Genomic DNA, 13,900 nt, shown 5'->3' with positions numbered 1-13,900 from the left:
GGCGGGAATTTATGAAATTTAACAACCCCGGAGTGAGATAAGTTATTCTTATCATCCCGAATAATCGAAATCAGAGATAATCGGCTGTTTTCACTGCCTATTACCTCTTCTTTTCACTTAGTGATGGCAAAAATGGTGCACCACCTGGGCGATCAGCTCTCTGGTTGGCTTGATAAATGCCGTGTCGATAAATTCATCCGGCTGGTGCGCCTGATCGATTGATCCCGGGCCTAAAACCAGCGTCGGGCAGATTTCCTGAATAAATGGTGCCTCGGTGCAGTAGTTGACCACTTCCGTTTCTGTTCCCAGCAGTTTCTCTACCACTTGCACCAGCTGATGTTCACGCGGGCACTCGTAGCCAGGGATCGGCGGATGCAATTCGCCTACGGTTAGTCGGCCAGGCCAGCGTGCGCTTACCGGAGCCAGCGCTTCATTCAGCAGCCCGTCGAGATCGCTTAACGTCAGACCCGGCAGTGGGCGTATATCCATATGCAGTTCACAGCAGGCGCAGATGCGGTTAGCAGCATCACCGCCGTTAATATGGCCGAAGTTCATTGTAGGGTAGGGGATCGCAAAGCCGTCGTGGTGATAGCGCGTTTTCAGCGTGTTGCGCAGCTCCATTAGCTGGGTAATCGACTCATGCATCAGTTCAATGGCGTTAACGCCTCGCCCCGGATCGCTGGAGTGGCCGGACTGGCCCTGAATGCGGATGACATTGGAAATATGGCCTTTATGGGCGCGTACAGGTTTCAGTGATGTTGGCTCGCCGATAATGGCACAGTCCGGGCGCAGGCTGGTCGTTTCAGAGAAGAACTTCGCACCCGCCATAGTGGTTTCTTCGTCAGCGGTAGCCAGGATGTAGAGCGGTTTTTTCAACGCTGACACGTCAATATCACGCAAAGTATCTAAAATGAAAGCGAAGAAGCCTTTCATATCAGCCGTTCCCAGCCCGTATAGCTTGTTATCGTGTTCGGTCAGGGTAAAGGGATCACGCGTCCAGCGGCCATCATCGAAAGGAACGGTATCAGTATGACCCGCCAGCAGAAGGCCTCCGGCACCGTTACCGCTCTTCGCCAGCATATTGAATTTATTGCGCGTACCAGGCACTGGCTGCACTTCCACCGTGAAGCCGATATCGCGGAACCAGCCAGCGAGTAAATTGATTAAAGTTTCATTGCTCTGATCGAGCGCACTGTCGGTTGCACTGATTGATGGCGTTGCAATCAACTGGCGGTAAATCTCAATAAAAGGGGGTAATTTTGTCTTCACTGTTGACAGTCCTTGGGTTAGGATAGTATCAATATTCATGCATTAATAGTGAATAAAAATACATTAACGACGACCGGATGGAAACCGATAATTTTGTCTTCCACGGTAGCAGTTCAACAGGCGTTTTGGCAGCCCTGAAGCGCAATGACTCATAGTGAGCGAGTGACTTTCATGACGAATCCGTTAATTATCAAGTTAGGTGGTGTGTTGCTGGACAGCGAAGAAGCGCTGGAGCGGCTGTTTGACGCCCTGGTGGCCTATCGTGCTGCTCATCAACGTCCGCTGCTGATTGTTCACGGTGGTGGCTGCCTGGTCGATGAGCTGATGACTAAATTAGCGCTGCCGGTGAAGAAGAAAAACGGCCTGCGTGTGACCCCAGCCGATCAGATTGACATTATTACCGGTGCGCTGGCTGGTACGGCGAACAAAACCCTGCTGGCCTGGTCGAAAAAACATGGCATTGATGCTGTGGGCCTCTGTCTTGGTGACGGCGGCAGCGTCAATGTGGCGCAGTTTGATGATGAGCTTGGCCACGTTGGTCTGGCAACGCCAGGCTCTCCACGGCTGATCTCCACGCTGCTGGAGGCGGGTTATCTGCCGGTAGTCAGCTCAATTGGTATTACTCAGGATGGCCTGCTGATGAACGTGAATGCCGATCAGGCAGCGACGGCACTGGCAGCTACTCTGGGCGCAGATCTGATTCTGCTCTCTGACGTTAGCGGTATTCTTGACGCTAATAAGCAGCGTATCGCTGAAATGACGGCAGAAAAAGCAGAACAGCTGATCGCTGACGGTGTGATCACCGACGGTATGATCGTTAAAGTAAACGCTGCACTGGACGCTGCCCGTACTCTGGGCCGTCCGGTTGATATTGCCAGCTGGCGCCATGCGGAACAGCTGCCAGCCCTGTTTAACGGCGTGTCCATTGGCACCCGTATCCTCGCTTAACTATAAACCTTTCCCGGAAGATGAAGGGAAGTTCAAGGAAAAGACAATGCAAGATAAGAGCATCAAAAAAATCGTACTGGCTTACTCCGGCGGTCTGGATACTTCGGCCATCATTCCATGGCTGAAAGAGAACTACGGCGGCTGTGAAGTCGTGGCATTCGTGGCGGACATCGGCCAGGAGCGCGGCGATCTGGAAGGCGTTGAGCAGAAAGCGCTGCAATCTGGTGCGTCAGAGTGTCATGTGGTGGATCTGCGTGAAGAGTTCATCAGCGAGTACGTTTATCCGGTGCTGCAAACCGGTGCCCTGTATGAAGGCACCTATCTGCTGGGAACGTCTATGGCGCGCCCGATTATCGCAAAAGCTCAGGTTGAACTGGCCCTTAAAGTGGGCGCAGATGCGCTGTGCCACGGCGCGACCGGTAAAGGTAATGACCAGGTGCGTTTCGAAACCACCTACACCGCGCTGGCACCACAGTTGAAAGTGGTTGCGCCATGGCGTGAGTGGAACCTGCGTTCCCGTGAAGCTCTGCTGGATTACCTGAAAGAACGTAATATCCCGACTACTGCGTCGCTGGAAAAAATTTACAGCCGTGATGAAAATGCATGGCATATCTCCACCGAAGGCGGCGTGCTGGAAAGCCCGTGGAACGCACCGAACAAAGATTGCTGGGTGTGGACCGTTGATCCGCTGGAAGCACCAGATCAGCCTGAGCAGGTGACCGTTTCCGTTGAGAAAGGCCGCGTTGTTGCCGTCAATGGCGAAGCGTTAAGCCCGTTTGGCTGCCTGGACAAACTGAATGCTATCGGTGCCCGTCACGGCGTTGGCCGTATCGACATCGTGGAAAACCGTCTGGTCGGTATCAAGTCCCGTGGCTGCTATGAAACCCCTGGCGGCACCATCATGGTGAATGCGCTGCGTGCCGTTGAGCAACTGGTGCTGGATCGCGATAGCTTCAAATGGCGTGAGCAGCTGGGTCTGGAAATGTCCTACGTGGTTTACGATGGTCGCTGGTTCGCGCCGCTGCGTAAATCTATTCAGGCCTCTGCCGCAGCACTGGCAGAAGAAGTGAATGGTGAAGTGGTTCTGCAACTGTATAAAGGCCAGGTAACGGCGATTCAGAAAAAATCTGCTAACAGCCTGTACTCTGAAGAGTTCGCGACCTTCGGTGAAGATGAAGTGTACGATCACCGTCATGCAGGCGGCTTTATCCGTCTGTTCTCTCTCTCTTCACGCATCCGTGCGCTGAACGAGAAGAAGTAGTATTTTTTCGGGCGAGGTGCGCCTCGCCCCTACAAGATTTCTGATAGGGAGTACTGAGCATGGCACTTTGGGGTGGACGGTTTACGCAGGCAGCAGATCAACGTTTCAAGCTCTTCAATGACTCACTGCGCTTCGACTATCGTCTGGCAGAGCAGGATATTACCGGTTCCATTGCCTGGTCCAAAGCGCTGGTGACGGTCAATGTATTAACCGCCGATGAGCAGCAGCAGCTGGAAGTGGCGCTGAATGCTTTACTGGAAGATGTGCGCGCAAATCCACAGCAAATACTGGAAAGCGACGCCGAAGATATTCACAGCTGGGTGGAGGGCAAACTGATCGATAAGGTCGGAGCGCTGGGTAAAAAACTCCATACTGGCCGTAGCCGTAATGATCAGGTCGCAACCGACCTGAAACTGTGGTGCAAAGCGCAGGTCAGCGAATTGCTGATCGCCACGCGTCAGTTCCAGCAGGCGCTGGTCGCCACCGCAGAAGCCAATCAGGATGCGGTAATGCCGGGCTATACCCACCTGCAACGCGCCCAGCCGGTGACGTTTGCCCACTGGTGCCTGGCCTACGTTGAGATGCTGGCGCGTGATGAAAGCCGCCTGCAGGATACGCTGAAGCGCCTTGATGTCAGTCCGCTTGGCTGCGGGGCGCTGGCGGGAACAGCCTATGAGATCGATCGTGAGCAGCTGGCAGGCTGGTTAGGTTTTGCCTCTGCAACCCGTAACAGCCTCGATACCGTTTCAGACCGCGACCACGTGCTGGAGCTGCTGTCTGATGCCTCAATCGGCATGATTCACCTGTCGCGCTTCGCTGAAGATCTGATCTTCTTCAACACTGGCGAATCCGGTTTTGTCGAGCTGTCTGATAAGGTCACTTCAGGTTCATCTCTGATGCCACAGAAGAAAAACCCGGATGCGCTGGAGCTGATCCGTGGCAAAGCTGGTCGTGTGCAGGGTGCTTTAACCGCGATGAGCATGACGCTGAAAGGGCTGCCGCTGGCCTACAACAAAGATATGCAGGAAGACAAAGAGGGGCTGTTTGACGCACTCGATACCTGGTCTGACTGCCTGCATATGGCGGCGCTGGTGCTGGATGGTATTCAGGTGAAACGCCCGCGTTGCCAGGAGGCCGCCGAACAAGGATATGCTAACTCCACCGAACTGGCGGACTATCTGGTAGCTAAAGGTGTACCTTTCCGTGAAGCGCACCATATTGTTGGCGAAACGGTAGTTGAAGCTATCAAGCAGGGCGTGGCGCTGGAAGCACTGAAGTTATCTGATTTGCAGAAGTTCAGCAGTGTGATTGGCGAGGATGTGTATCCGATTCTTGCGCTGCAATCCTGCCTGGATAAACGTAACGCGAAAGGCGGCGTTTCTCCGCATCAGGTAGCAGCCGCGATTACCGAAGCGAAGCAGCGTCTGGCTTAATCGCGCTGTGGGTCGGGCAAGTCCGCCCCCTGGGTAATGTTGTAGGGGATGGGCATGCCCATCCCGTTTTTGTTTTACGCCGCGAAGAACTGCTCTAAATCATCGCTGCCGCCAATATGACGTCCGCCGATAAATACCTGAGGTACGGTAGCACGGCCAGTCATAGCGCGCAGGCTGACGGTGGTTGCATCCTGGCCCAGAACGATCTCTTCGAACTTAATCCCGCGATCTAACAGCATCTGCTTGGCTTTAGCGCAGAATGTACAGCCCGGCTTAGTGAACAGCGATACGGACTCCTGCACCTTAAACTCCGGCGCTACATAGCGCAGCATGGTATCTGCATCAGATACCTCAAACGGGTCACCCGGTTTGTTTGGCTCAACAAACATTTTCTCTACCACGCCGTTACGTACCAGCATGGAGTAACGCCAGGAGCGCGGGCCAAAGCCGAGATCGGCTTTTTCGACCAGCATTTCCATGCCGCGAGTGAACTCGCCGTTGCCATCGGGGATAAAGGTGATGTGTCCGGCATGCTGATCGGCTTTCCAGGCATTCATCACAAACGTATCGTTGACAGAAACGCACAGGATGCTGTCTACGCCATGTTTTTTAAATACATCAGCCAGTTCGTTGTAGCGTGGCAGATGGCTGGAGGAGCAGGTGGGGGTAAAGGCACCCGGCAGTGAAAAGACGATCACGGTTTTGTCTTTAAACAGCTCATCAGTGGTGACATCGACCCAACTGTCGCCCTGACGTGTGTGAAAAGTGACCTGCGGGACAGACTTACCTTCCTGACTTGCAAACATAAAAGACCTCAAGATTATAAAATTAGGTGTGCTCATGTTCTGGCACCGGCACATTATCATTATTGATGCTTGATAGGGATAATCGTTGGTTGCTATGCTATCTATCGTCACGGTCTATCGTGAAATAGAGGATTAAGATGAACATTCGTGATCTGGAATATCTGGTTTCACTGGCAGAACACCGCCATTTCCGTCGTGCAGCCGATGCCTGCCATGTGAGTCAACCAACGTTAAGCGGCCAGATTCGTAAGCTGGAAGATGAGCTGGGAGTGATGCTGCTGGAGCGTACCAGCCGCAAAGTGTTATTCACTCAGGCCGGTTTGCTGCTGGTGGATCAGGCACGTACCGTGCTGCGTGAAGTGAAAGTATTGAAAGAGATGGCCAGCCAGCAGGGCGAGGCGATGTCCGGACCGCTGCATATAGGCCTGATCCCTACCGTTGGCCCATATCTGCTGCCACAGATTATCCCTACCTTGCATCAGACCTTCCCTAAACTCGAAATGTATCTGCATGAAGCGCAGACGCAGCAGCTGCTGGCGCAGCTCGACAGCGGCAAGCTGGATTGTGCCATTCTCGCACTGGTAAAAGAGTCGGAAGCATTTATTGAAGTTCCGCTGTTTGATGAGCCAATGAAGCTGGCGATCTACGCCGATCACCCGTGGCATGACCGCGATCGTGTACCGATGTCAGATCTGGCAGGGGAAAAACTGTTGATGCTGGAAGATGGTCACTGTCTGCGCGATCAGGCGATGGGCTTTTGCTTCCAGGCGGGAGCCGATGAAGATACCCATTTCCGCGCTACCAGTCTGGAGACGCTGCGCAATATGGTCGCGGCAGGTAGCGGTATCACGCTCTTGCCTTCGCTTGCCGTGCCGAACGAGCGGGTGCGTGATGGCGTCTGCTATCTGCCTTGCTACAAACCTGTACCGCAGCGCACTATTGCACTGGTTTACCGCCCGGGTTCACCTCTGCGTGGCCGTTATGAGCAGCTGGCAGAGGCAATCCGCGAGCATATGCGCGTGGTGATGGATCGCTTAAAAGAGCCGGTTTAAACCGTTCAGCGCGGCGACCCGGTAGGCTTCCGCCATCGTCGGGTAGTTAAAGGTGGTATTCACAAAGTATTCAATCGTGTTGCCACCGTTTTTCTGTTCCATGATCGCCTGACCGATATGAATAATTTCGGCGGCGCGCTCACCAAAGCAGTGAATCCCGAGGATCTCTTTGGTTTCGCGGTGGAACAGGATTTTCAGGCTACCGACGTTCATACCGACAATCTGCGCGCGCGCGAGATGTTTGAACTGCGCCCGGCCCACCTCATATGGCACCTTCATCGCCGTTAGCTGCTGCTCGGTTTTACCGACTGAGCTGATTTCCGGAATGGTATAGATACCGGTAGGAATGTCTTCAATCAGATGAGCCGTGGCTTCACCTTTTATCATCGCCTGTGCAGCAATGCGCCCCTGATCGTAAGCGGCTGACGCCAGACTCGGATAGCCGATAACATCGCCCACCGCGTAGATATGCGGCTGTGCAGTCTGGTACATGCTGTTAACTTTCAGCAGGCCACGCCCATCGGCTTCCAGACCTACGCTCTCCAGCCCCAGTGAATCGGTATTACCGGTACGGCCGTTCGCATAGAGCAGGCAGTCTGCCTTCAGCTTTTTACCGGATTTCAGATGCATAATGACTCCATCTGTCACCCCTTCAATTCTTTCAAACTCTTCGTTGTGGCGGATTACCACACCGCTATTCCAGAAATGATAGGAAAGTGAATCTGACATTTCCTGGTCAAGGAAGGCCAGCAGACGGTCACGGGTATTGATCAGGTCAACCTTGACCGACAAACCACGGAAAATCGACGCATATTCGCAGCCAATCACTCCGGCACCATAGATAATCACATGTTCCGGTTCATGATGCAGGTTGAGGATGGAGTCGCTGTCGTAGATGCGTGGATGGGTAAAGTCGACATCAGGCGGGTGATAAGGACGTGAGCCGCAGGCGATAACAAATTTGCCTGCTGTCAGGCGCTCAACAGTGCCATCCTGGCTCTTGATTTCGATGGTGTTAGCATCGATAAAACGCGCATCACCCTGGAACAGTTCACAATGGTTACGTTCATAGAAACCCTGACGCATACGGGTTTGCTGGCTGATGACATTTTCAGTGTGATTCAGAATATCGGCAAAAGAAGAACGCAGAAGACGTGTATGGTCGCTGTAAAGTGGGTTCTGGTTGAACTCGATAATGCGGCTGACGGCATGGCGCAGCGCTTTCGACGGGATTGTTCCCCAGTGTGTACATCCACCGCCAATGTTGTGGTAGCGCTCGATAACGGCTATGCGCGCCCCCTGTTTTACCAACCCCATTGCGGCACCTTCACCGCCAGGGCCGGAACCAATCACTATGGCGTCGTAATCATAAGACTGTTGCATACCAATACGTCCTATTTTCTAAAACAATTTTACAACGAGATTCTAACATCTCGTGCCTCAGTTCCCAATTCTAACCGTGCTGTTTTCTTTCAAACCTCGAATTAAGCTTTTAAGTAATGTTTCGCGATAGCGGCACATTGTCTAACAGACGTTCACAAAGTTTGGCCCACTGTACGCTGAAATTTTTGTTATAGTGCCTACTCGCAGGCTAAACAGGCACAAAAATGGGCGTCAGAGCGCAGCAAAAAGAACGTACACGGCGTTCACTTATTGAAGCAGCATTTAGTCAGCTAAGTGCCGAGCGTAGTTTTGCCAGCCTCAGTTTGCGGGAAGTTGCCAGGGAGGCTGGAATTGCCCCTACGTCATTTTATCGTCATTTTCGTGATGTAGATGAGTTAGGGTTAACAATGGTGGACGAAAGTGGCCTGATGTTACGCCAGCTGATGAGGCAGGCGCGTCAGCGTATTGCTAAAGGTGGCAGCGTTATCCGCACATCGGTCTCTACCTTTATGGAGTTCATTGGCAATAACCCTAATGCATTTCGGCTGTTACTGCGTGAGCGATCCGGTACGTCATCGGCGTTTCGTGCCGCCGTTGCCCGTGAAATTCAGCACTTTATTGCTGAACTGGCCGACTACCTTGAAATTGAAAACCGTATGCCGCGCAGTTTCACTGAGGCGCAGGCAGAAGCGATGGTAATTATCGTGTTTAACGCTGGCGCTGAAGCGCTGGATATCGACGTCGATCAACGGCGTCAGCTGGAAGAACGGCTGGTGCTGCAACTGCGTATGATCTCGAAAGGGGCATATTACTGGTATCGTCGTGAGCAGGAGAAGCTGGCGGTTACGCTGGAATCTAGAGAATAGAATAGCCTACTGGAACAGGCGCAAGGGGGTGAAATGAATTTAGCTACTGGCCGTGATAAAGGAACTCTGCTGCTGATGTTTCTTACCGGGCTGTCGATTAATGGTTCGTTTTCAGCGCTGTTTAGCGCTTTGGTACCATTCTCTGTTTTCCCTCTTATTGCACTGGGCCTGTCTGCCTGGTGCCTGCATCAACGTTATCTTAACCGTGCCATGCCGGATGGCATGCCATCGCTGGCCGCCGCCTTTTTCCTGTTGGGGATCCTGGTGTACAGCGCAATAGTCAGGGCAGAGTATCCTGAAATTGGCTCCAACTTTGTGCCAACCATCCTGATGGTGGTCGTGGCGCTTTGGATTGCGATGAAGTGGCGCGCACGTCGCGCTTAAGTAAGGTAAAGCAGGGCGACTTATCATCGCCCGCACTCTTTTAGCGGCGGGTCAGCAACACGCCGCACTCCATATGATGGGTATACGGAAACTGGTCGAACAGCGCCAGGCGCGTAATCGTATGAGTGGCCGATAACGTGGCGAGATTGTCGCACAGCGTTGCCGGGTTACAGGAGATATAGAGGATACGCGGATAGGCCTGCACCATCTTCACCGTTTCGTCATCCAGGCCGCTGCGTGGCGGGTCAACGAAAATGGTCTCACACTCATAGCTCGTCAGATCGACACCCTCCAGCCGTCTGAAGCTTCTTTCACCCTTCATTGCCTGAGTAAACTCTTCAGCCGCCATACGGATAATCTGTACGTTATCGATCTGGTTGACGGCAATATTGTACTGCGCTGATGCAACTGAAGGTTTGGCGATTTCCGTTGCCAGCACCCGGCGGAAATTGCGGGCCAGCGCAAGTGAGAAGTTGCCGTTACCGCAGTACAGCTCCAACAGATCTCCGCGAGAATTCTGCGTTGCATCCAGCGCCCACTCCAGCATCTTCACGTTCACTGCCGCGTTAGGTTGGGTAAAGCTGTTCTCCACCTGGCGGTAGACCATTTCACGGCCATCCACGGTCAGGCGCTCATCAACGAAATCCTGGTCGAGACAGATTTTAGTTTTAGTGGCGCGCCCAATCAGATGCAGGTCAAAACCTTCAGCACGCAGCGTGTCGCGCAGCAGTGTGGCCGCCTGCTGCCACTCTTCATCAAGCTTACGGTGATAAAGCAGGGAGACTACGATCTGGCCACTGACCGTTGACAGATAGTCGATTTGGAACAGTTTAAACCGCAGCGTTCTTTGATCACGTACGGCATCGATCAGACGAGGCATCAGCCGGTTAATCAGCTCACTGGCGGCCGGAAAACTATCGACCCGGATACGTTCGCGCGTCTCCTGGTCGAAAATGATGTGGTAGAGGTCATCGCCGTCATGCCAGATACGGAACTCTGCACGCATCCGGTAATGGCTGACCGGTGAACGGAAGACCTCGACATCGGGAGCGTTAAACGCCGACATCATGGATGTCAGCCGTGTCACTTTCTCTGAGAGCTGGTCGTCATAGTGTTCAACAGGCAGTTGTTCGGGTGTCATGGTTGTTCCTGTGTATGTGGCAGTAATAGCCGGGCGATTGTAGGGATTCTTTAACTCATGTCCAGTATTGTCCTCAATTCATCCCTTATGGAAGTCTGGATATCTGGACTTCCGACATATTTATACATAAAATGCGGTTCCCGGCCTCCCAACGAGTTAAAAGGGAATCCAGTGTAAATCTGGAGCTGACGCGCAGCGGTATAGAATGTCGTGACAATAGCGTAACGCAGACACTGTCTTTTGATGGGAAGTCATTGCCACCCGATACTATTAGGTATCAAGTTCTGAGCCCGAAGACCTGCCGGATTAACGTCGCATTTTTTACGATCATCGCGTGCTATTGATCGTATGCCTGCGGCATCCGCACATCTTTTGGATGCTTGGTCATGACTACAAAAAAATATAAGCTGCTGGCGTTTAGCGCCACGGCAATTTCTCTCTGGGCGCAAAACGGCTTTGCGCAGAATAGTGACAACACACAGGTCGTCACCGCGAATCGCTTTCAGCAGCCGGTAAATACAGTGCTGGCACCGACAACGATTGTGACCCGTGCGGAGATAGACCGCTGGCAGGCGAAAAGCCTGAATGATGTAATGCGCCGCTTACCGGGTGTGGACGCGGTGCAAAGTGGTGGCATGGGACAGAAAACCAGCCTGTTTATTCGCGGAACTAACTCAAACCATGTTCTGGTACTGATTGACGGTATTCGTCTTAACCAGTCTGGTATTTCGGGTTCTGCCGATATCAGTCAGATCCCACTGGCGCTGGTACAGCGCGTTGAATATATCCGGGGTGCGCGTTCGGCAGTATATGGGTCGGATGCCATTGGCGGGGTGATCAATATTATCACTACCCGCAAGGAAGAGGGAACGACCCTGGAAGCAGGAGTGGGCTCCTATGGTTACCAAAACTATAACGGGTCGACGCAGCAAAAACTGGGCGAAAATACGCGGGTGACGCTGGCAGGGGACTACACCTACACTCACGGTTTTGACGTGAAAGCAGGCTACCCTAATGACAGTGGCCCGGCACAGCCTGACCGGGATGGCTATATGAGTAAGACGCTATACGGTGGGCTTGAACATGATTTCAGCGACAGGTTCAGCGGTTTTGTTCGTGGTTATGGTTTTGATAATCGCACTGCATATGACAACAGTTCCAGTTTTTCGGTACCTGGAGCGCTGGTAGATACCCGCCAGCTTTACAGCCAGACGTGGGACACCGGTCTGCGTTTCCAGCAGGGTATCTACTCGTCTCAGCTGGTAGCCAGTTACAGCCACGTGAAAGACTACAACTATGACCCACGTCTGGGGCGATACAGCCCGGCGACCTCACTGGATGAGAGTAAACAGTACAATCTGCAATGGGGTAACAGCATTGAAGTGGGGCAGGGTACGGTCAGTGGAGGGGTTGACTGGCAGAAAGAGACCACGGAACCTGGCACCAGCTTACTTTCTGACAGTACAGCGATACGCAATACCGGACTCTATCTGACAGGCCAGCAGCGTCTGGGGGACTTCACCCTTGAAGGTGCGGTTCGCTCTGATGATAACTCACAGTTTGGCCGACATAACACCTGGCAAACCAGTGGGGCGTGGGAGTTCATTGAGGGATATCGCTTCGTGACCTCTTATGCGACGGCCTATAAAGCGCCTTACCTATCGCAGCTGTACAGCACCTATGGCGGAAACCCAAATCTTAAACCTGAAGAAAGTAAGCAGTGGGAAGCCGGATTTGAAGGTCTCACAGGCCCGGTTACATGGCATGTCTCTGGATATCGGAATGATATTGATAACCTCATTTCTGCCGATGCACCTTTATATGTTTATTACAACGTTGCACAGGCAACCATTAAAGGAGTAGAAGCCACCGCCGCCTTTGATACCGGCCCGTTGAGCCACCAGATCTCATTTGACTACCTTGATCCCCGTAACAGCCAGACCAATGAAATACTGTTACGTCGTGCTAAACAGCAGGTGAAGTACCAGCTGGACTGGACGGTGTATAACTTCGACTGGTCGGTGACTTACCAGTATCTGGGCCAGCGCTACGATCAGGATTTCAACACGTATCCTTACCGTACGATCAAAATGGGTGGATTGAGCCTGTGGGATCTCGCAGTCGCGTATCCAGTCACATCACATCTCACCGTTCGTGGTAGAATCGCCAACCTGTTCGATAAAGAATACGAGACAGCGTATGGCTATGAAACCCCTGGACGGGAATACTACCTCAGCGGCAGCTACACCTTCTAAAGCGCGCCCCACCGTGCTGGTCTTTGACTCCGGCGTTGGTGGGCTTTCTGTCTATGATGAGATCCGCAAATTATTGCCGGATCTCCATTATCTCTATGCATTCGACAACGTCGCCTTCCCCTATGGTGAAAAGTCGGAAGAGTTTATCGTTGAGCGCGTGGTGGCTATCGTTGAGGCAGTCACCCGCCGCTATCCTCTTGCGCTGGTTGTGATTGCCTGCAACTCGGCGAGCACCGTGACGCTGCCTGCACTGCGTAAACGCTTTGAATTCCCGGTAGTGGGCGTAGTGCCTGCGATTAAACCTGCGGCACGTTTGACCCGTAACGGTGTTGTTGGTCTGCTGGCAACGCGTGGCACGGTAAAGCGTCCTTATACGCATGAGCTGGTGGCACGTTTCGGCAGCGAGTGTAAGACCGAGATGCTTGGCTCTGCTGAACTGGTGGAACTGGCCGAAGCCAAACTGCATGGAAAGCCTGTAGCTATAGAAGATGTTAAACGTATCCTGCAACCCTGGCTGCGTATGCAGGAGCCGCCGGACACTGTTGTGCTGGGCTGTACTCACTTCCCTCTTATTAGTGAAGAGTTGCAACAAGTATTGCCGGAAGGGACGCGTTTAATCGATTCTGGCGCTGCAATTGCCCGGCGTACGGTATGGTTGTTAGAAAATGAGTCACCTGAGGCATTTTCTCAGGATGAGAACGTGGCGTTCTGCATGGATATCACTGAACAGGCGGTACAATTAATGCCCGTTTTGCAGCGTTATGGCTTTGGGAAGCTCGAAAAACTGGCACTTTAGGGAACTTTAGGGCAAAAAAGCGCCAGTCAGTAATTTTTTTGCATTTTGCTCTTGTCACCCGCCAGAAAATCCCTATACTGCGCCTCCACTGACACGGAACAACGGCTTACGGGCTACCGGGTCAGAAGCGTCAGGTAACTGATAGCGCCGGAAAAACTTCTCAAAAAGAAGTTGACTCCGAAGGAGGAAAGCGTAATATACGCCACCTCGCAACAGGAAGCTTCGGCACTGATTGCACCGCTCTTTAACAATTTATCAGACAATCTGTGTGGGCACTCGCAGGATTGATATCAGTCACCTCCGGGT

At 52.8% G+C, this 13,900-nt stretch carries 12 protein-coding genes and 1 riboswitch; of the genes, 8 read left to right on the top strand and 4 right to left on the bottom strand.

Annotated features, from left to right (window positions below; all coding sequences use genetic code 11):
* Positions 1–117: 117 nt before the first annotated feature.
* The gene (gene argE, locus GN242_RS20370; protein ID WP_156288114.1) at positions 118–1,269 is read right to left on the bottom strand and encodes an acetylornithine deacetylase; all 1,152 of its coding nucleotides are present in this window, start codon (positions 1,267–1,269) and stop codon (positions 118–120) included.
* Positions 1,270–1,440: 171 nt separating this feature from the next.
* Here argE and argB point away from each other — a divergent pair, with 171 nt between their 5' ends.
* The 3 genes from argB to argH are packed head-to-tail and all read left to right on the top strand — an operon-like array spanning position 1,441 to position 4,911.
* Positions 1,441–2,217 carry an acetylglutamate kinase gene (argB, locus tag GN242_RS20365; RefSeq protein WP_154754176.1) on the top strand — a complete coding sequence of 259 codons (777 nt, stop codon included), beginning with the start codon at positions 1,441–1,443 and terminating at the stop codon, positions 2,215–2,217.
* A 46-nt stretch (positions 2,218–2,263) separates the two neighbouring features.
* Positions 2,264–3,478, top strand: coding sequence for an argininosuccinate synthase (locus tag GN242_RS20360; RefSeq protein ID WP_154754177.1), 1,215 nt, complete (start codon positions 2,264–2,266; stop codon positions 3,476–3,478).
* 59 nt (positions 3,479–3,537) lie between these two features.
* The gene (argH, locus tag GN242_RS20355) at positions 3,538–4,911 is read left to right on the top strand and encodes an argininosuccinate lyase (protein ID WP_154754178.1); all 1,374 of its coding nucleotides are present in this window, start codon (positions 3,538–3,540) and stop codon (positions 4,909–4,911) included.
* Between the two features lie 74 nt (positions 4,912–4,985).
* Here the strand turns inward: argH and GN242_RS20350 are convergent, their stop codons facing one another.
* Positions 4,986–5,717 carry a glutathione peroxidase gene (locus GN242_RS20350; protein ID WP_154754179.1) on the bottom strand — a complete coding sequence of 244 codons (732 nt, stop codon included), beginning with the start codon at positions 5,715–5,717 and terminating at the stop codon, positions 4,986–4,988.
* 137 nt (positions 5,718–5,854) lie between these two features.
* Between GN242_RS20350 and oxyR the strand changes: the two genes are divergently transcribed.
* Positions 5,855–6,769: a DNA-binding transcriptional regulator OxyR gene (gene oxyR, locus GN242_RS20345; RefSeq protein ID WP_154754180.1), complete on the top strand. Its 915-nt coding sequence runs from the start codon at positions 5,855–5,857 to the stop codon at positions 6,767–6,769.
* Here the strand turns inward: oxyR and sthA are convergent.
* Entirely contained in the window at positions 6,752–8,152 is a 1,401-nt protein-coding gene (gene sthA / locus GN242_RS20340; protein ID WP_154754181.1) for a Si-specific NAD(P)(+) transhydrogenase, read from the bottom strand. The two genes, oxyR and sthA, sit on opposite strands and share 18 nt — an antisense overlap.
* 224 nt (positions 8,153–8,376) lie before the next feature.
* Here sthA and fabR point away from each other — a divergent pair, with 224 nt between their 5' ends.
* Together fabR and GN242_RS20330 are read left to right on the top strand one after the other, a co-directional pair.
* Positions 8,377–9,018: an HTH-type transcriptional repressor FabR gene (gene fabR, locus GN242_RS20335; protein ID WP_154754182.1), complete on the top strand. Its 642-nt coding sequence runs from the start codon at positions 8,377–8,379 to the stop codon at positions 9,016–9,018.
* Between the two features lie 33 nt (positions 9,019–9,051).
* Complete coding sequence (locus tag GN242_RS20330; RefSeq protein WP_154754183.1) at positions 9,052–9,402, top strand: YijD family membrane protein; 351 nt, start codon at positions 9,052–9,054, stop codon at positions 9,400–9,402.
* Positions 9,403–9,442: 40 nt separating this feature from the next.
* On the opposite strand, the gene trmA is transcribed toward GN242_RS20330, so the two are convergent.
* On the bottom strand, positions 9,443–10,543 hold the full coding sequence (gene trmA, locus GN242_RS20325; protein WP_154754184.1) for a tRNA (uridine(54)-C5)-methyltransferase TrmA: 1,101 nt from the start codon (positions 10,541–10,543) through the stop codon (positions 9,443–9,445).
* A 117-nt stretch (positions 10,544–10,660) separates the two neighbouring features.
* Positions 10,661–10,863: riboswitch (cobalamin riboswitch) on the top strand.
* A gap of 66 nt (positions 10,864–10,929) precedes the next feature.
* Here trmA and btuB point away from each other — a divergent pair.
* Positions 10,930–12,798, top strand: a complete 1,869-nt coding sequence (gene btuB / locus GN242_RS20320) for a TonB-dependent vitamin B12 receptor BtuB (RefSeq protein ID WP_156288113.1) — start codon at positions 10,930–10,932, stop codon at positions 12,796–12,798.
* Positions 12,743–13,594, top strand: a complete 852-nt coding sequence (murI, locus tag GN242_RS20315; protein WP_154754186.1) for a glutamate racemase — start codon at positions 12,743–12,745, stop codon at positions 13,592–13,594. Before btuB ends, murI begins: the two co-directional genes overlap by 56 nt.
* Positions 13,595–13,900 lie beyond the last annotated feature (306 nt).

The organism is Erwinia sorbitola, from assembly GCF_009738185.1.
In the GTDB taxonomy this organism is placed as follows: Bacteria; Pseudomonadota; Gammaproteobacteria; order Enterobacterales; family Enterobacteriaceae; genus Erwinia; species Erwinia sorbitola.
The sequence above is the reverse complement of the archived record's forward strand: the minus strand, read 5'-3'. Positions and strand labels throughout refer to the sequence as shown.

Coding starts and splice junctions, on each gene's coding strand:
- argB (WP_154754176.1), top strand. CDS start 1,441: ATGACGAATCCGTTAATTATCAAGTTAGGTGGTGTGTTGCTGGACAGC.
- GN242_RS20360 (WP_154754177.1), top strand. CDS start 2,264: ATGCAAGATAAGAGCATCAAAAAAATCGTACTGGCTTACTCCGGCGGT.
- argH (WP_154754178.1), top strand. CDS start 3,538: ATGGCACTTTGGGGTGGACGGTTTACGCAGGCAGCAGATCAACGTTTC.
- GN242_RS20350 (WP_154754179.1), bottom strand. CDS start 5,717: ATGTTTGCAAGTCAGGAAGGTAAGTCTGTCCCGCAGGTCACTTTTCAC.
- oxyR (WP_154754180.1), top strand. CDS start 5,855: ATGAACATTCGTGATCTGGAATATCTGGTTTCACTGGCAGAACACCGC.
- sthA (WP_154754181.1), bottom strand. CDS start 8,152: ATGCAACAGTCTTATGATTACGACGCCATAGTGATTGGTTCCGGCCCT.
- fabR (WP_154754182.1), top strand. CDS start 8,377: ATGGGCGTCAGAGCGCAGCAAAAAGAACGTACACGGCGTTCACTTATT.
- GN242_RS20330 (WP_154754183.1), top strand. CDS start 9,052: ATGAATTTAGCTACTGGCCGTGATAAAGGAACTCTGCTGCTGATGTTT.
- trmA (WP_154754184.1), bottom strand. CDS start 10,543: ATGACACCCGAACAACTGCCTGTTGAACACTATGACGACCAGCTCTCA.
- btuB (WP_156288113.1), top strand. CDS start 10,930: ATGACTACAAAAAAATATAAGCTGCTGGCGTTTAGCGCCACGGCAATT.
- murI (WP_154754186.1), top strand. CDS start 12,743: ATGGCTATGAAACCCCTGGACGGGAATACTACCTCAGCGGCAGCTACA.